The sequence below is a fragment of the Streptomyces sp. NPDC003393 genome (genome assembly GCF_053589015.1).
Window position 1 is genome coordinate 96780 of the sequence record NZ_JBSFRB010000017.1, and the last position, 16730, is coordinate 113509.

A 16730-nucleotide genomic window follows, 5' to 3' on the forward strand; every position below is an offset into this window, starting at 1 on the left:
CACGTGCCTGCTACGGCTGAATCTGCCCGGCCCACGGCCGGTGCCCCGTGAGCGCGTGGCCCTCACAGCCAGGAGGGCCGACGCTCAGGTGCGTGGCTCGTTTTGAACCTGTGCTCGGGCCGTGCGCAAGGCCAGTGGTGCTGCGGCTGCCCACGCCTGGGGTGAACAGGAATGGGGATAGGGAGTAGGTCCTGTGCCGGCGGAGCGGTCGTAGCCGGCGATGACCTCGGGCAGGCGGTAACCGTGGTGGGCTGCTGCCGCGATGAGGCCGTCGGTGACGATGTCGACCTCGTGGGCGAGCCCGTAGCGGGCCAGGCCCAAGGCGATGATGGCGTTGTCGTGCGGCCAGGCACTGCCGCGGTGGTAGGAAAGAGGATGGTACGGCTTCTGTCCGGCGGCCAGGGTACGGATCGCCCAGCCGGAGAAGAAGTCGGGTTCCAGCAGGCGCCGGCCGACCCGGCGGGCGGCCTCCGTGTCGAGGATTCCGGACCACAGCAGGTGGCCGGCGTCCGAGGCCAGGGCGTCGACCTGGCGTCCGTCGCCGTCCAGGGCGAGGGCAGGGAAGTCGGCTTCTGGCATCCAAAAGTCCGCTGTGAAGCGGCTGCGCAGTCGGGCAGCGGCGTCACGCAGCTGGTGCGCGTACGGCTCGTCCTGCCAGACCTTGCGGGCCAGTTCCGCTGTGCGCCGGAGCGCGTCGTAGGCATAGCCCTGGGCCTCTGAGACTGCGATGGGACCTTTTGCCTGTGTGCCGTCGGTGAAGCAGATGGCTCCTTCGGAGTCCTTCCAGTTCTGGTTGACCAGCCCGCCGGGGTCCGGGGTGTAGACCAGGTAGCCGTGTGTTTCCAAGCCGCCGTCGGTCAGTATCCAGTCCACGGCCTTGCGGGCGTGCCGCTCCAGGCGAAGGGCGAGGGAGTGGTCGTCGGTTGTTTCGTAGTGGGCGTGGAGCAGGATGAGGAAGAGGGGTGTGGCGTCGACGGCGCCGTAGTACCGGCCGTAGGGGACCTGCCGGAAGTGGGCGAGTTCGCCGTGGCGGGTCTCGTGGACGATGCGCCCGGGCTGTTCGCCGCTGAAGGGGTCGTAACGCTGTCCCTGGGTGGCGGCGAGGGCGCTCAGTGTGGCGGCGGCCGTGTCCGGTCGGTAGGGCAGGAGGAAGTAGGAGGTGAGCAGGGAGTCGCGTCCGAACAGGGTGAGGAACCATGGGATGCCGGCGGCGGGGACGTGTACCGCGTCACCGTCGACTCCGGTGACCGGGATGGTCAGCAGGTCCACGTCGGCGAGGCCTCGCTCGCAGGAGCGACTCAGGTCGTCCGTCGGCGTCGATGCCGGCCGATGGGGGTGCGGCACGGCAGGCGCGTCGAGCGGAAGGCCGTGCGGCTGGGCACGGACGGTCAGGTTCAGTTCGGTCTCGCCGTGCCCTTCGAGCCGAAGGTGCCAGCTGAGGGTCCGCGCGGTGGACCGTTCCGCACCCTGGGCGGTGGTGACGGTGTCCGGGACGGGATGGCAGGTGAGGGCGGTTCGGGCGTGCCAGTCGGCTCGGTGGTAGTCGAAGTGCATGCCGTCGGGAGTGGTGTGCGCTGTGTACCGGCTGCCGGGCTTGGCGTAGTGGCGGTCGTCGGCACGCAGTTCGAACAGGTCGGCGAAGTCCACGTCGACGGTGAGGTCGACGCGGGCGGTCACCGGGTCGGGAAGGTTGCTGACCAGGCGCAGATGGTCGGTGAGCGTTCCGGCGGTGACGATCTGCCGGCGGAAGACGGCGTAGGCGGGGGGGTTGTCCCGCGTGCCCTGGGGGGTGAGGACGCAGGTCGCCGCGTCGTCCGTCGTCGCTTCGGCGGGCACCAGGGCAATGGGGCTGGTGCCGTCGACGGTGAGCTGCCAGCGGCTGAGATGACGCGTGTCCCGCAGGAACAGTCCGTCGGGGTTGGTGCCGTGGCTGCCGCTGATGCCCGCGTCGGTGTCGAGGCGGACGAAGGTGGCGTCGCGCACCAGCTGGACGCGGTTGTCGGCCGCGGTCACGGCATGGGCTCCTTCGGGTCGGCGCACAGTAGGTCGAGCGCGAGGGCAGCGGTCCAGGAGAAGTGCCGGGCGCCTCGGCCGGCCCCGGTGGTGGGGTCGACGTATTCGGCGAACTGGGACCGTGCCGCTTCCGCGATGTAGCTTTGCCTGAGGTGTTCGGCGTCCGTCTCGAGACGGTGGGTGCGCAGTCCGCGGTGGATCAGCCAGGCCGTGTTGAACCAGGCCGGGCCGCGCCAGTAGCGCTGGGAGTCGAAGGCATGACCGGTCAGGTCGTAGCTGGGAACCAGTCCGGTGGCCGCTGCCTTGAAGTGCGGGCCGTCGAGGGACTCCTGCAGTCGCCGCACGATGTCGTACGGCAGGTCCGGCACGATGAGGGGGATGAGTCCGCTGACGCTGCGCTCGCCGACCAGGCGGTGGGTGTTCAGGTCGAGAACGCCGAAGACGCCGGCGTCGTCGTCCCACAGTCGTGCCACCAGTTGCCGGGTGAGTTCGTCGGCGCGTCTCAGGTGCGCGGCGCCGTCCAGGCCCAGCTCGTGCGCCATGGCGGCCAGGGCCCGCTCGCTGACGATGAGCAGGGCGTTGAAGCAGGGGTCTTCCATGGCGAAGCCGTGCCGCAGCGCACGGTCGTCGTAGTCGGCCTCGCGGTAGTCCGTCGCGAGCCGGACGTAGCGGCCGTAGTCCAGGTCGGTGGGCCGGTCGGAGGGGTGGCCGTGGTTGAGGTCGGCGCGCTGGAAGGCCTCGGGCGCGTCGGGCACGATGCGTTGCAGGGCCTGGTCCCAGCAGGGGCTGTTGTCCATGCCCGGCTCCCAGGGGTGGATGACGGCCGCCAGTCCTTGGCCGCCGAGGTGGCGGCGGGTGAGGAGGTAGTCGTGCCAGGCGGCGAGCCGTGGGTGGGCACGGGCGAGGAAGCCTCGGCGCCAGGATTCCTGAGGGTCTGCCTGATGCACGAGCCAGGCGGCCAGGGCGTGTACGGGGGGTTGGACGATGCCCGAGGTCTCGGGTGCCGTGGGCGCGCCCGCCGCTCGGCCGGCGCGGGAGGACTGCCAGAAGTCGGGGCTGGGGAAGTAGGCGTCGTGGGGGACCGCGGGGTTGAACACGATGTGCGGTATGCGTCCGTCGGCCCACTGTCCGGCCAGCAGGGACTCGAGTTCCTGCTGAGCCCGGCGCACGGAGAGGTGGCGCAGCCCGATGGCGATGAAGGCGGAGTCCCAGCTCCATTGATGGGGGTAGAGGGTGCGGGAGGGGACGGTGGAGGTACCGCTCCAGTTGTCGATGAGGACCCGCGCCGCACCGCGCCGCAGTGTCAGGGCTGTGGTCGCGGTGGGCGCGGGCCGATCCAGGAGGGAGCTCACGCGCCGGACCTCTGCAGGAAGGCGGGAATGGAGCGGACGGCTTCGACGGGATCGCCGGTGAGCCGGCATTCCGCGGCGAGGTATCCGTCGTAGCCGATCGTGTGCAGTGCGCCGAGCCAGGCAGGCCAGTCGAGGTGTCCGGCCCCGGGCTGGAAGCGGTTCGAGTCGGAGACCTGGGCATGGCCGATGACGTCGGCGTGAGCGAGGATCGCGGCGGCGGGGTCGCTCTCCTCGATGTTCATGTGGTAACTGTCGATACCGATCTTGATCGAGTCGAGTCCGGTCTGCCGGATGAGCTCGGCAGCCTGCCCCAGCCGGTTGACCATGTGGTCCTCGTACCGGTTGAGCGGCTCCAGGAAGAGAGTGACGCCCTCTGTGCGTGCGTGCTCGCCCAGTTCCACCAGGCCGGTGAGCAGAACCTCGCGGTCCTCCTCCTCGGTGCGGGGCGGTTCGAAGGGCGGAAGGCGGCGCGAGAACATGCCGTAGGAGGCCGGGGTCTGCGCGCCCAGGCCGCCGATCTCGGCGATGACGGTGAGCTGCGACTTCATCTGGGCGATGGCATCGCGGCGCAGGTCCGCGTCGAAGGCGCCGAAGAAGTGCAGCATGTCGACGCAGACTGTCGGCATGACCACACCGTCCTTGCCGGCCTGCTTCAACTCGTCGAGGCGGGAGGCGAAGTGGAAGTCGCCCTTGCCGCGCAGCTCGATCGCGTCGTAGCCGGCCTGCTGGGCGAAGTCCCACTTGGCCTGCAGGGTGTCTCCGGGCAGGAGTTGCTCCTGGACGGCGGTCTTGAGCATGAGGGGACCTTTCAGAATTCCAGGACGACCTGCAGCGCCTCTGCGGGGCGCTCGTCGAGCAGGACGTAGGCGTCGGCGGCGTCGGCGGCCGGGATGACATGGCTGACCAGGGCGGTGACGTCGACCTGCCCTTCCGCGACCAGCCGCAGGAACGTCTGCTGGAGGCGTTCGACGCTCCAGCGGCCCGACAGCTGCTGCGGGACGCCACCGATCTGGGAGCAGATGAGCTGCACGCGGTTGTGGTGAAACTCGTCTCCCAGGCGCAAGCCGATGCCGTCACCCTGGTAGAAGCCGGAAGCCACCACGCGGCCGCCGACGGCGACCGAGCGCAGGGCCTCGTGCAGGGCCGGGTAGGCACCGCTGATCTCGATGGCGAGGTCGGCACCGAGTCCCGCAGTGGATTCGCGGATACGTTCGGCCACCGCGTCCGTACGGGCGTTGAGTGTGTGATGTGCGCCGTACCGCTTGGCGGTCTCCAGACGGCCGTCCAGCGCGTCGACGGCCGTCACACGAGCGCCGTTGAGCTGCGCGAGCCGAGTGGTGAGCAGTCCGATGACCCCCTGGCCGAATACGGCGACGTCCTCACCGAGGTGGATGTCGCCGGCCAGGACGGCGTTGTAGGCGATGGCGCCGACCCGGGCGAAGGCGCCGGCCAGGGGCTCGAGCCCGGCCGGCAGCGTGTGGCCGACCATGCGCTCGGCCGGAACGATGCCCTCGCTGCGGTGTCCCCAGATGCCCCACACCAGGTCGCCGGGGTGTGGCAGCCCCGGGGTGTCGGCCACCTCGGGGGACACCTCGACCACCTCGCCGACCTCGGAGTAGCCCCAGCCCGCCACGGGGTACTGGATGCCGGCTGTGCCGTCCCGGAAGAGCCGGGCGTCAGGGTCCCAGGTGCGCGTCAGGTAGGGGTTGGTTCCCCGGTAGGCGGTGAGTTCCGTGCCCGCCGAGATGCCCGAGTAGCGGGTGCGCACTCTCAGGTGGCCTGGCGGCAGTTCGGCTCGGACGTGCTCGGCGAGTTCCACCTGGCGGGGGCCGGTGAATTGAACGACGCGTTCCACGGGTGACTCCGGAAGAGGGCAGGCGGGTGTGTTGTGTCGACAATAGCCTCAACTTATGTCTTGTCAACAATCAAAAGTGATGGTGAGATGCGTTCCCAGTAGTCGTAAGCCGGAACAAGGACACGCAATGCGCATCATGACCCGGCGGTCGAGGATGACCGCGGTCGGCGTCACAGCAGCCCTGGGACTCGGGCTGCTCACGGGCTGTTCCAGCAGCACCGGACCCGGCAAACCGGACCGCGAGATAACAGTCTGGTCACAGGAGAACCTCCCTGATCGCATCGCGGCGACACAGAAGGCGATCGACGGATTCGAGAAGAAGACCGGCATCAAGGTCCATCTCGTCGGAGTCGACGAGGGGCAGATGCCCCAACTGATCATGTCGGCCGCGGCAGCCGGAAAGCTCCCCGACGTCATCGGCGCGGCACCGATGGGCCAGGTCTGGCAGATGTACACCAACGGTCTGCTCGACACGGACGTCCCGAAGAAGATCGTCGACGAGCTCGGGCGCGGCACCTTCAACGCCAACGCGCTCGACCTGACCTCCGACGGGAAGACCACTCTGGGTGTGCCCTCCGACGCCTGGCTCCAGTTGCTGGTCTACCGCAAGGACCAGTTCGACCGGAAGCAGCTGGCGGCCCCCGACACCTACGCGCGGGCCCTGACCGCCGCCAAGGCGCTCACCGCCAAGGGCCACGACGGCATCTCGGTGGCCACCGACCCCGGCGACGCCTTCACCTCGCAGAGCTTCGAGAGCCTGGCCCTGGCCAACGACTGTCAGCTCGTGGACGACCACCACGACGTCGCCCTCGCATCCCCGCAGTGCGAGACGGCGTTCAAGACCTACGACCAGCTCGCCCGCGCCTACGGCGCACCGGGCATTCAGACCGTGGACACCACTCGGGCGAACTACTTCGCCGGCCAGTCCTCCATGATCGTCTGGTCGTCGTTCCTGCTGGACGAGCTCGCCGGTCTGCGCAAGGACGCCCTGCCCAGCTGCCCCGAGTGCAAGAAGGACCCGCAGTACCTCTCCCGCAACAGCGGCATCGTCACCGCACTGCAGGGCCCTGACAGCACCAAGTCGGCCCAGTTCGGCGAGATCACCTCATGGGTCACCACGAAGACGGCCGAGACGGCGGCCTCCCGCCAGTTCATCGAGTACATGATGGGCCCTGGCTACGAGCCCTGGTTCGGCATGGCACCCGAAGGCAAGATCCCCGTGCGTCACGGCACGACCGCCCGGCCCGACCTCTACCTCGATGCCTGGCGTCACAGCGACATCGGTGTCGACACCCGCAAACCGTTCGACCAGGTGTACCCGGCGAGCCTGCTCAACCAACTCGCCGACGGCGTGAGCAACATGCGGCGCTGGGGCATCACCCAGGGCGAAGGAGCCCTCGTCGGCGCCACCAACGGCGAACTCCCCGTGCCGAAGGCCATCGGCGCCATGACCAGCGGGCAGATCTCTCCCTCCCGGGCCGCACACGAAGCCGCCGACGACGTCGCCGCCCTCAAGAAGTCCCTGCAGTAGCCGCCCGCATGCACGTCACAAAGGTCTCCTCATGACAACAGCACCCGTTGGCGCACCACAGCGCCAGGACACCAACCCCCGGTCGGCAGACCGGCCCGCCCAGCGCCGGCGGCGCCCGCTGACCGCCAGCCGCCGAGCCAACCGCGCCGGCCTCGCCTTCGTCACTCCCACCTTCGTCGTGGTCCTCGTGGTGGTGATCCTGCCCATCCTGTGGACCGTCCTCCTGGCGTTCCAGCACGCCAAGCTGGTCGACATCCAGGGGATGGGCGTCTTCGGGAACTGGTCCCTGGCCAACTTCACCCAGGTCTTCGACTCCGCCGGATTCTGGTCCAGCCTGGCCACCACTTTGATGTACACCGCGGGCGGTACCTTCGGATCCGTCGCCCTCGGACTCGTCGCCGCCCTCGCCCTGCGCAAGCCCTTCCGCGGACGCGGACTGCTGCGCGCGGCAATGCTGCTGCCTTACGTCGCCCCCGTCGTCGCCGTGACCTTCGTCTGGGAAGTCGCCCTGAGCCCCCAGTACGGCGTGGTCAACAACTGGGGCCGCCGCCTGTTCGGATGGGACAACCCCATCGCCTTCCTCTCCACCCGTCAGTACGAAGTCCACCTGCTCGGTGCCCACTTCGACATACCCCTGGCCCTGCTGACCGTCATCGCCTTCGAGTGCTGGCGCTACTTCCCCTTCGCGTTCCTGTTCATCCTCGCCCGGTTGCAGGCGGTCCCACACGGCCTGGAGGAGGCCGCCATGGTCGATGGCGCCACCATCACCCAGCGCTTCCGGCACATCCTGCTGCCCCAGCTGATGCCCGTCATCGCCCTGCTGTGCGTCCTGCGGTTCATCCTGACCTTCAACAAGTTCGACGACGTCTACCTGCTGACCGGGGGAGGCGCGGGAACCGACACCGCCGCCGTCCGGGTCTACGACTTCCTCACCGCCCGCTACGACGTGGGAGCCGCGGCGGCCCAGGCCCTCGTCCTGGCAGCGTCCCTGATGATCCTGCTGGGCCTGTACTTCAAGTTCTTCGGCAACAAGGTCCAGGAGGAATCGTGATCCGCAAGGCTGCCCTGACCAGGGCCCAGTTCGAGGACAGACTCTTCGGCCTCCTGCGCTGGTTCGTCATCGCGTTCCTCGCCCTGATCACCGTACTGCCCTTCTACTACATGCTGCTGCTGTCGGTGAAACCCATCGACGCGCTGCTGCTCGACCCGGGATCGCTGTGGGTCTCGGCCAAGGACTTCACCCTGGCCACCTACCGCGACGTGCTCAAGCCCACCGACGACGGCGGCCAGGGCTTCCTGAAGTTCCTGCTCAACTCCGCGCTGGTCTCGCTCGGCACGGTCGCCCTCACCCTGCTGGCCGCCGTGCCCGGCGCCTACGCCGTCAGCCGGCTGAAGTTCTTCGGCCACCGCCAGGTCAGTGCGCTCTTCCTGGCCGTCTACCTGTTCCCGTCGACCCTGCTGGCCGTTCCGTTGTTCGTCATCTTCGCCAAGATGGGGCTGTCCTCCAGCCTGGTCGGCCTCGCCATCGTCTACGTCGCCCAGACCGTGCCGGTGGCGATCTACATGCTGAAGAACTACCTCGTCACCATCCCCCGATCCATCGAGGAAGCGGCAGCGATCGACGGAGCCACCCGATTGCAGACCGTCCGCAAGGTGATCCTGCCCCTTGCCCTGCCCTCCCTCATGGCGACCGGCCTGTACGTCTTCATGATCGCCTGGAACGAGTTCCTCTTCGCGCTGCTCTTCCTGGCGGCCGACCCCGGAAAGTGGACCGTGTCCCTGGGCCTGGCCCAGCTCTCCAACGGCGTCGAGGTGCCCAAGACCGTCCTCATGGCCGGATCGGTCGTACTCACAATTCCCGTGATACTTCTGTTCTTCGCCGCCGAGCGCATGCTGACAGAGGGCCTGACCAGCGGTGCCGACAAGAGCTGAGCCATGGGGGACGTCATGATGACACCGAGTCAGGTCAGCGCGGGCGGACTGTTGCAACTGATCCGCACCGGTCGCGCCAACACCCGCGCCGACCTGCAACGCGTCACCGGGTTGTCACGCTCCACCGTCGGACAGCGGCTGGACCTGCTGAACCGCGCCGGCTGGCTTCGCCACACCGCCGGCGCATCCACCGGCGGCCGTCCGTCCGACAGGATCGTCTTCGATCCCACGCACGCCTCGGTGATCGCTGTCGACGTCGAGACCAGGCACGCCCGTGCGGCCGTACTCGATCTGGCCGGCACCATCCTCGCCGAAAACACCGCCCCGCTGAACATCAGCGACGGTCCAGACGACGTGCTTAACCAGTTGGCCTGCTGGTTTCCCGAGCTGATCGCCGCCGCCGGCGTGGACACCACCGATGTCTGCGGCATCGGACTGTCCGTGCCCGGCCCCGTCGACTGGGAGACAGGACAGGTCATCGAACCACCCATCATGCCCGGCTGGGACCGCTACCCCGTACGGGAACGCCTGCAAGAGGCCTACGCTCAGCAGGTTGGATCGAGCATGGGGGAGGGGCCCGTCCCTGTGTTCGTCGACAACGACGCCAACCTCATGGCACTGGCCGAGCAGCAGGCCAACCACCGCGACTGCTCAGCCTTCGTCCTCGTCAAGGTCTCCACCGGCATCGGCGCAGGCGTCGTCGTCGACGGCAGCATCTACCGCGGCATCGACGGCGGCGCCGGCGACATCGGCCACATCCGCCTGCACGACCAGCCCGACGCGCTGTGCATGTGCGGCTTCCACGGCTGCCTGGCCGCCGTCGCCAGCGGCCGGGCCCTCGCACGGGAACTGACCGCTCTCGGCCTGGACAGCGCCTCCGGGTCCGACGTCAAACGCCTGCTTGCCGAAGGCCACCCCGACGCAATCCGCCTGGCCAGGGAGGCCGGGCGCCGCGTCGGCGAAGTCCTCGTGACCGTCGTCACCCTGCTCAACCCGGGCGTCCTGATGCTCGCAGGAGACCTTTCCGGAGTTCCGTTCATGACCGGAGTGCGTGAACTGCTCTACCAGCGAGCCATTCCGCGTGCGACCGCGAATCTCCAGGTCGTCACCTCACGGCTCGGTGACCATGCGGGTGTTGTCGGAGCCGCCTCCATGGTCGTGGAGTCGCTCTACTCACCCGACCGCGCCGACGCCCGCCTCAACCGCCTGGCACCCTGACGCCGGGGCGCCACACACCACAGGAACACCGTGACCAGACACCCCGCCCCCTGGAGACACCGACCGGTCGAGGTTGGCCTCGTGGGCGCCGGCCCCTGGGCCCGCGCCATGCACGCCCGCATCCTTGCCGCAGGACCCGAGACACGGCTGGCCGCAGTCTGGGCCCGCCGGACAGAAGCCGCCCAGCAAATCGCCGCCCCCTACGCGGCCCACGCCGCCGCCGACTTCGACGAGCTCCTCGACCACTGCGAAGCCGTGGCCTTCGCCGTCCCACCCGCCGTCCAGGGCGAGCTGGCACCCCTGGCGGCCAAGCGAGGCAAAGCACTGCTGTTGGAGAAGCCTCTCGGCCCAGACCTGCCCACGGCCCAGCGCGTGGCGGACGCCATCGCTGAAACCGGCGTGATCTCGCAGCTCGTCCTCACCAAGCGCTACCACCCCACCACCCGCGCCTTCCTCGACACAGCGCGCACCCTCGACATCGCCGGTGCCCGCTCCTGCTATCTCCACGGCGCCTTCCTCGGCGGAGACTTCGCCACCGGCTGGCGTCTGGAGCACGGCGCGCTCCTCGACCTGGGACCCCACCTCCTCGACCTCCTGGACACCGCGATCGGCCCCATCACGACCATCCGCAGCACGGGAGATCCCCGCCGTTGGATCGAGCTCACCTGCGAACACGCCAACGGCGCCGTCAGCCAGGCCTCCCTGTCCGGTGCCGTCAACCTACCCAATGCCGTGACCCGCATCGAACTCTTCGGTCCGGGCCCCACCGTGACCTACGACACCGCCGAAATCGACCACGAGGAGGCCTGGCCCATCCTCCGCCAGGAATTCGCCACGGCCGTACGCACGCACACACCAACCGCACTCGACGCTCAGCGCGGTCTGTACTTGCAATCCCTCATTGAGGGGGCCACGCAGCAGTGAGGTGACGTGGCGAAGGGTTCCGTCCACGCCTGGGGCATCGCCGTCGCCCTGGACCCCACCGCAGTCATTCCCGCTGACGAGGTCGGCTTTCTCCGGAGGCGGATCGACCTAGGGTGCGTTTCAGAAGTGTCAAGATCCACTTCATGGGGGAGGCACGATCTGACGAACACGCAGTGGGCGAAGCTGGAGCCGCTGCTCCCGGTCGGGAAGAAGCCTGGACGGCCTCCGGTGCACACCAAGCGGCAGTTGATGGACGGCATCCGCCGGTGCACTCGCGCCGGTGCTCCCTGGCGGGACGTGCCCGAGCGGTACGGTCGTCGGGAGACGGTCTACGGCCTGTTCTGGTGTTGGCAGCGGGACGGCACTTGGCACCGCATCTTCGGGCAGTTGCAGGCCCGGGCCGATGCTGAAGGGCTGATCACCTAGGACGTCTCGGTGGACTCCACCATCGCCCGCGCGCACCAGCATGCGGCGGGTGCCCGCATACGTCACAGCGCTCGCCCACCAAGGTTGCTGCCCGGGCGCGTCGTTGGAGGCGTCGGGGCCGTTGCCGTCGCGGCGACGGATGACGGAGCGATATGGCCAAGGGCGGTCCCGGTGATCTCCGCCGGGACCGCCCTCTTGGTAGCCGCTCGCCTTGGGCCGGAGGCAGCTGCGCGGCATGCAGTGGGGTATCCGGTACGTCTGGTGACGGTCGTCATTGACGCCCGGGCTCTTCGGGCCGCGGGTAGGTGCTCAGGGTGTGTTCAGGTCGAAGTCCTGTGTGGTGGTGTTGGTAGCGCCGGGGCTCTTGACGTTGTTGTTGATGCTGATGTTGTTGTACGTCGGGAGGATGCCGCTGAGGTTGATGGGCAGGAACCCTATTACCCTCAAGACATCACCGCAGTTCTCACAGGCGAACATGGGTTCCTCTGTCTGCGCTCACGGCTGTGCGGGGCATCTCCTCAGCGGCTCAGTCGTCGGAGTGCCGGTGCCGTCCTTTTTCTCCTTTCCCGTCGTCGTGCTTGCCTGACCGCTCGCCGCCCTTGTCGTCACCGTGCTCCGGCCTGGATGACGTCCTGGCGGTCGGAGGGACAGGCGATGGCGTTACGGCCGGGGTCCGACCGGTGGGTGTTGGTGCTGTGCGGGTGGGTGGGGGAGAGACCGGAGACGTAGGCGCGTCGGCGCCTGAATTCAGCGAGGCGCCGAGGGCCGTGGCCCCGGCGAACAGCGCGAGGCCAACGCCGGCGAGAACTGTCTTGGAGACCAGTTTGCGGCGGCCACTGGGGCGAGAGTGCGTGCCGGCGCGGGATTCACCGGCGTGCAGCGCCGAAGGCGATGGTATGGCCGGGGCGGGCATGAGGGCGGTGCCGTCCGGCTCGGCCGGCCGCGACGTTCCGCTCTGCGCGGCCAGCCAGGCGGCTGCCTGGTCGGCGGTGGGCCGGTGGGCCGGGTCCTTCGCGAGCATGCGCAGCACGTAGCCGGAGAGCGGCTGCGGGATATCGGGGCGCAGGCGGTCGGGCGGTACCGGTGGGGCACTGACGTGCTGCTGGACCACGGCCAGCGACGTGGCTCCGCTGAACGGAGGCCGCCCGGTGAGCAGTTCGTACAGGACGCAGCCGAGGGAGTAGACGTCGGACGCGGGCTGCGCGGGACGGCCCAGCGCGCGTTCCGGAGCGAGGTAGTCGGCAGTGCCGATGATCTTGCCCGTGGCAGTCAGGCCGCTGGCGGCCTCCTCGGCGAAGCGTGCGATACCGAAATCGGTGATCTTCACCGTCCGGTCAATGGTCAGCATCACATTGGCGGGTTTGACGTCCCGGTGCACCACCCCTTGCTGGTGTGCCGCATGGAGGCCGGCGGCCGCCTGTGCCGTGATGGCTGCCGCCTCGGCCGGGCGCAGTGCGCCGCGCAGGGAGCGTTCCTGAGCCAGGTTCCAGCCGTCGACGAGTTCCATGACCAGGTGGAGCTGGTCATGCTGCGCGCCCAAGTCGTACATGCCGACCACATTGGGGTGGTTGACCCGGGCCGCGATCTGCGCTTCCAGACGGAATCGCTCGGCGTCTTCCGCCTCTGCGGCATGCAGCAGTTTGACGGCCACGGACCGCCCGAGGAGTTGGTCGCAGGCTCGCCACACCTCGCCCATCGCGCCGCGTCCCAGCACCTCCTGCAACTCATAGCGGTCCGCCAGCAGACTCTGCACAGCCACCCCGATCATCTCGTTGCTCGTGGTTCCCCCAGGCCCCGTGGCTCGGTTGGCGGGCGTTCGGGTTCCGGTTGCCAGGCCGACGCACACTCCCTCTCGGACCGGGGGCCGGGGTGCGCATGGGGCAGGCAGACGACGCGGGACTCACCTGCCTGCCCCCATTGCGCGACTACCCGCTCGGAATTGGGGGCGAGCGGATGCCATGAGGCCCCTGGGTCCCTGGGCCCACTCCTACAGCGCATCGGAGTGCCGGGCCGTCACACCCCTGGGGCCCAGCCCCACACAGCCCCCGAGCTGGATGAGCGGGGCAGACCCGGCACGGGGGGAACCGGACCTGCCCCAGCACATCGGCGCCCGCGAACCCTCCCCCCGGAGGATGGGCGCCATGACCCCGCCCGGGGTCACTTCCAACAGCGCGCCACGGGTCAGGAGTGTCACGGGGAAACGGGAATGGTTGCGAGATCGACAACTGCATGGAGGAATGCCCTTGACTTCTTCAGAACCTGGTCACGAATTAGGCGAACGCCGGCGACCGGGGCTGCGGCGGCACCCTAATCCCACTCCTCCATTCGGTCCGGAAAACTGCCCAGGCATACGCACATGCAGGTAAGTGCCCACCTAGGCAGCCATATGTAGGGCATCCCAGATGTCGGTGTAACGCTGCAGTGCATGCGGAACGCAGAACTAGGAGAACCGGGGTATCGGCCGACTGAAACTGGGTGCCCTGGCGCGAGCGCACAGACCCGCCACTACGTCAGATCGGAAATCCCTGTGAGAAACATCGACCCGGTCCCCGGGTACCAGGCATACAATGAGCCGCCGGCCCCGGACCGCCCTCTGCACCGCCAGGCCACCACACGGCGTACGGCCGTCACCATCTGCACGATCGCCGACATTGCGGCCGGCCTGCTGGGCCTGTGGATCCTGCTGCGCCTGCTCGACGCGAACCGCGGGAACGTGTTCGTCGAATTCATGCAGAGCGCAGCGGGCTGGCTGTCCTGGTGGTCACAGGACATTTTCACGATGGACACCGAGTGGCTACGCGTTGTCCTCAACTACGGCCTCCCGGCCGCCATCTATTTGCTGATCGGCCACGGGATCGCTGCTCGGCTCAATCGAGCCTGACAGCGGACCGGCCTCTTTATCGATCGCCATGAAAGTAGGCCGACCATGACACACAGCTCAACGGAGAGCCACCCGCCGATCTATGAGGACCTGATACGCGAGCGAGGCGACGTCGTCACCGAAGCTCAACGCGCCGCAGAACACACGCACCGCCAGGCAGCGCAATTGCTGCCTGGACTGGACGTGGGGCAGCAGGCCCGTCATTGGGACGGCAACAGTGGAGCCGCTGCGGCAGGTCAGCCGGACTGGCATGGGTCGCCGCCGTTGCGGTGAGCCTCGGCGTGGACTTTCCACACCTCCCAGTCGCCGGTGAACTGGTGCGTGTGCCTGAACCCGGGAGCTCTGCGGCGCGCGCGGCCGCGCGGTTCTGAACTGTCCTGTCCGCGTGCATCGTGGTCTCCTCGAGGTCGGCAGAGGTCGACTGCCCCGTGTCCCTCGAGGAGAGGTGCGGGCGCAGGACAGTCGAGTCGGGCAGAACCGAGCAGGCGCGCCGATCGCGCACCCGCTCAGTTCTTCACAGGTGGGTGAAGATCTTCTCGGCGTCGAAGCGCGAGACCGGCTGGCGAGAGACGCGCGCCTCGTCCGGGTACCCGAGCGCCATGATCAGCGTCGTGGTGAAGTCGGTGTCGGTGAGGCCGAACGCTTCGTCGATCGCCGCGCGGTCGAACCCTTCCATCGGGGTGGCGTCGACTCCGAGGGAAGCTGCGGCCATCATGGTCGCGCCGACCACGAGGTAGGTGTTCTTCTCCAGCCAGTGGAGCACGTCGCCGCCGTAGTTCTCCGACTGGATCTTCACGAAGCCGGACGCTCCAGCCTCCCATCCCGCCTGGGTCTGCGGGTCCGCGAAGCGACCGTCCGCGCGCTCCTTCGCGAAGATCTCCTGCAAGTGCTCGTCGGGAATCGTCTTGCGGGTCGTGAACACGATCGCGTGCGACGCGTTGCGCACCTTCTCCTGGTTGTCCTCGAAGCGGCCGACGAGAGCGTCCGCGAGCTTGTCCTTGCCGGCCTGCGTCTCCAGCACATGGAAGTGGTTCGGCTGGATGTTGATCGTCGTCGGCGAGGTGCGCAGGTAGCGCAGCAGGAGCTGGAAGGTCTCCTCCGGGATCTTCTTGTTCGGGTCGAAGTAGCGGGTGAGGTGCTTGGTGATCAGATTGTTGAGATCCATGCCTGGTTTTCGTTTCGTTGTCGCAGAGATCGGGTCGGGAGGTGGTTTCCGGGCGGGGGAGTCACGTCAGTGCGTGGTGGACGTCGCTCTCATGGGGGCGGCCTCCGTGCCGGTCGACGCGGTTTCGACGTCGCTGGTTATGCGCCCGCACCGGGGATGTCGACGACGGTGTCGTTGACGTTGTTGAGGTAGTTCGTGAGCAGCGTGACGACCACGACGGTGACGATCGCCTGGATCTCGGGGTCCGTGTAACCGGCCTCGCGGACCGCGGCGATGTCCTCGTCGCCCACCTGACCGCGGGTCTCGATCACCTGCTGGGAGAAGCGGGCGACGGCGGCACGCCTGGGATCCGTGGAGCCGCCGGTGCGGGCCAGCTCGATCTCCTCGGTGGACATGCCTGCGAGGTTCGCGGAGATGTATCCGTGCAGCGCCGAGCAGTAGTCGCAGTCGTTGGAGTGGGACGTGGCCAGCGCGATCGTGTGGCGGGTCTTCGCGTCGAGGAGCTTCGCGATGCTGCCCTGCAGGCCCATCACGATCTCGAGGACGGTCGGGTTGGCGGCGAGCGTGGTGAACATGCCCGGAGCGAAGCCGAACTGCTTGGCGATGGCGTCGAGCGTGCCCTGCGTCTTGGCGTCGATGTCGGTGAGCTCGGGCGTGCTGAGACGAGACATGGTGGTGGTCCTCCGGGTCGGCATCAGTTTGGGCTGCTTGGCCCAATGCAGTGAACACGACGCAGAGTGGGCTGTCAAGCCCAATCCAACTCCGCTGGGTCGCTGAGCCCAATCTGTGGCAGCGGCCGGTGGGTGTGCGTGACCCGCAGCGGGGGCTGATCCACGACCTGCGCGGCTACAACCGCAACGACCAGACCCGCTCCCTGAAGAACAACCGCAACGACTGCGGATGACGCCACCCTCACGCGTACACGACGAGCAGGGGGTGGGTGACGGCAGATCCGCCATCACCCACCCCGCTCTGCGCACAGTCGCCTGGACTCCCCGCCTCGGGGGCGCCGGCACGCCGCCCGCCGACACAGCGAGCGGCGTCAGGTGCTCACCTCGGTGATGGTGTCCGCGATCAGCACGGGCAGGTGGTTGATGGCGCGTTCCAGGAGCCGTTCGATCGGGACGGCGTGCTGGCTAGCGTCGATGCTGATGAGCTTGACCCAGGTCGAGGGCTCGTAGCGGGCGAGCACGGACAGGGTGTACAGGACGGCCCACCAGGCCATCAGCGGGTGCAGTTCCCGCTTCATGAGGGGGAGGGCGGGCAGGAAGTACCGGCCTCCGGCGTAGCCGCGTGGGATCGCCGCCGCCCGGCAGTTCCACAGCCGCGAGGGGCACCTCGTGGTGCCGCGCAAGCACGTTGAGGACGTCGACGGCGATTCGGTGGGCCTGGACCAATTCGTCAACAACGCCGGCCGACGCCCGCCGCACTCA

General features: G+C 68.3%; 16 protein-coding genes. 7 read left to right on the forward strand and 9 right to left on the reverse strand.

Features of this window, described 5'->3' with window-relative positions; genetic code table 11:
* Positions 1 to 84: 84 nt before the first annotated feature.
* From ACWDUZ_RS18750 to ACWDUZ_RS18765, 4 genes are read right to left on the reverse strand one after another with little or no spacing between them, the layout of a single operon-like run.
* Positions 85 to 2013, reverse strand: a complete 1929-nt coding sequence (locus tag ACWDUZ_RS18750) for an amylo-alpha-1,6-glucosidase (RefSeq protein WP_451632896.1) — start codon at positions 2011 to 2013, stop codon at positions 85 to 87.
* Positions 2010 to 3365, reverse strand: coding sequence for an MGH1-like glycoside hydrolase domain-containing protein (locus ACWDUZ_RS18755; protein ID WP_451632897.1), 1356 nt, complete (start codon positions 3363 to 3365; stop codon positions 2010 to 2012). The genes ACWDUZ_RS18750 and ACWDUZ_RS18755 overlap by 4 nt, the downstream gene beginning before the upstream one ends.
* On the reverse strand, positions 3362 to 4162 hold the full coding sequence (locus ACWDUZ_RS18760) for a sugar phosphate isomerase/epimerase family protein (protein WP_451632898.1): 801 nt from the start codon (positions 4160 to 4162) through the stop codon (positions 3362 to 3364). The genes ACWDUZ_RS18755 and ACWDUZ_RS18760 overlap by 4 nt, the downstream gene beginning before the upstream one ends.
* Positions 4163 to 4173: 11 nt before the next feature.
* Positions 4174 to 5220, reverse strand: a complete 1047-nt coding sequence (locus tag ACWDUZ_RS18765; RefSeq protein ID WP_451632899.1) for a zinc-dependent alcohol dehydrogenase — start codon at positions 5218 to 5220, stop codon at positions 4174 to 4176.
* 127 nt (positions 5221 to 5347) lie between these two features.
* On the opposite strand from ACWDUZ_RS18765, the gene ACWDUZ_RS18770 reads away from it, so the two are divergent.
* The 6 genes from ACWDUZ_RS18770 to ACWDUZ_RS18795 all read left to right on the forward strand — a co-directional run bounded on the left by ACWDUZ_RS18770 (position 5348) and on the right by ACWDUZ_RS18795 (position 11251).
* Positions 5348 to 6751, forward strand: coding sequence for an ABC transporter substrate-binding protein (locus tag ACWDUZ_RS18770; protein WP_451632900.1), 1404 nt, complete (start codon positions 5348 to 5350; stop codon positions 6749 to 6751).
* Positions 6752 to 6782: 31 nt separating this feature from the next.
* Positions 6783 to 7802 carry a carbohydrate ABC transporter permease gene (locus ACWDUZ_RS18775; protein WP_451632901.1) on the forward strand — a complete coding sequence of 340 codons (1020 nt, stop codon included), beginning with the start codon at positions 6783 to 6785 and terminating at the stop codon, positions 7800 to 7802.
* Positions 7799 to 8683 carry a carbohydrate ABC transporter permease gene (locus ACWDUZ_RS18780; protein ID WP_451632902.1) on the forward strand — a complete coding sequence of 295 codons (885 nt, stop codon included), beginning with the start codon at positions 7799 to 7801 and terminating at the stop codon, positions 8681 to 8683. The genes ACWDUZ_RS18775 and ACWDUZ_RS18780 overlap by 4 nt, the downstream gene beginning before the upstream one ends.
* 18 nt (positions 8684 to 8701) lie before the next feature.
* Positions 8702 to 9901 (forward strand): ROK family protein, encoded by a 1200-nt coding sequence (locus ACWDUZ_RS18785; RefSeq protein WP_451632945.1) that lies wholly within the window; start codon positions 8702 to 8704, stop codon positions 9899 to 9901.
* Between the two features lie 81 nt (positions 9902 to 9982).
* Positions 9983 to 10825: a Gfo/Idh/MocA family protein gene (locus tag ACWDUZ_RS18790; protein ID WP_451632903.1), complete on the forward strand. Its 843-nt coding sequence runs from the start codon at positions 9983 to 9985 to the stop codon at positions 10823 to 10825.
* 126 nt (positions 10826 to 10951) lie between these two features.
* Positions 10952 to 11251 carry a transposase gene (locus tag ACWDUZ_RS18795; RefSeq protein WP_451632904.1) on the forward strand — a complete coding sequence of 100 codons (300 nt, stop codon included), beginning with the start codon at positions 10952 to 10954 and terminating at the stop codon, positions 11249 to 11251.
* A 309-nt stretch (positions 11252 to 11560) separates the two neighbouring features.
* Here the strand turns inward: ACWDUZ_RS18795 and ACWDUZ_RS18800 are convergent, their stop codons facing one another.
* A complete protein-coding gene (locus ACWDUZ_RS18800; protein WP_451632905.1) occupies positions 11561 to 11698 on the reverse strand; it encodes a hypothetical protein in 138 nt (45 codons plus the stop codon).
* 79 nt (positions 11699 to 11777) lie between these two features.
* The gene (locus ACWDUZ_RS18805; RefSeq protein WP_451632906.1) at positions 11778 to 13004 is read right to left on the reverse strand and encodes a serine/threonine-protein kinase; all 1227 of its coding nucleotides are present in this window, start codon (positions 13002 to 13004) and stop codon (positions 11778 to 11780) included.
* A gap of 774 nt (positions 13005 to 13778) precedes the next feature.
* On the opposite strand from ACWDUZ_RS18805, the gene ACWDUZ_RS18810 reads away from it, so the two are divergent.
* Positions 13779 to 14132, forward strand: a complete 354-nt coding sequence (locus tag ACWDUZ_RS18810; RefSeq protein ID WP_451632907.1) for a hypothetical protein — start codon at positions 13779 to 13781, stop codon at positions 14130 to 14132.
* Between the two features lie 514 nt (positions 14133 to 14646).
* Here ACWDUZ_RS18810 and ACWDUZ_RS18815 read toward each other — a convergent pair.
* The 3 genes from ACWDUZ_RS18815 to ACWDUZ_RS18825 form a co-directional block, all read right to left on the reverse strand.
* Positions 14647 to 15297 carry a nitroreductase family protein gene (locus tag ACWDUZ_RS18815; protein ID WP_451632908.1) on the reverse strand — a complete coding sequence of 217 codons (651 nt, stop codon included), beginning with the start codon at positions 15295 to 15297 and terminating at the stop codon, positions 14647 to 14649.
* A 137-nt stretch (positions 15298 to 15434) separates the two neighbouring features.
* Complete coding sequence (locus ACWDUZ_RS18820; RefSeq protein WP_451632909.1) at positions 15435 to 15968, reverse strand: carboxymuconolactone decarboxylase family protein; 534 nt, start codon at positions 15966 to 15968, stop codon at positions 15435 to 15437.
* Positions 15969 to 16339: 371 nt separating this feature from the next.
* On the reverse strand, positions 16340 to 16651 hold the full coding sequence (locus ACWDUZ_RS18825; protein WP_451632910.1) for a YaaC family protein: 312 nt from the start codon (positions 16649 to 16651) through the stop codon (positions 16340 to 16342).
* Between the last annotated feature and the right edge of the window lie 79 nt (positions 16652 to 16730).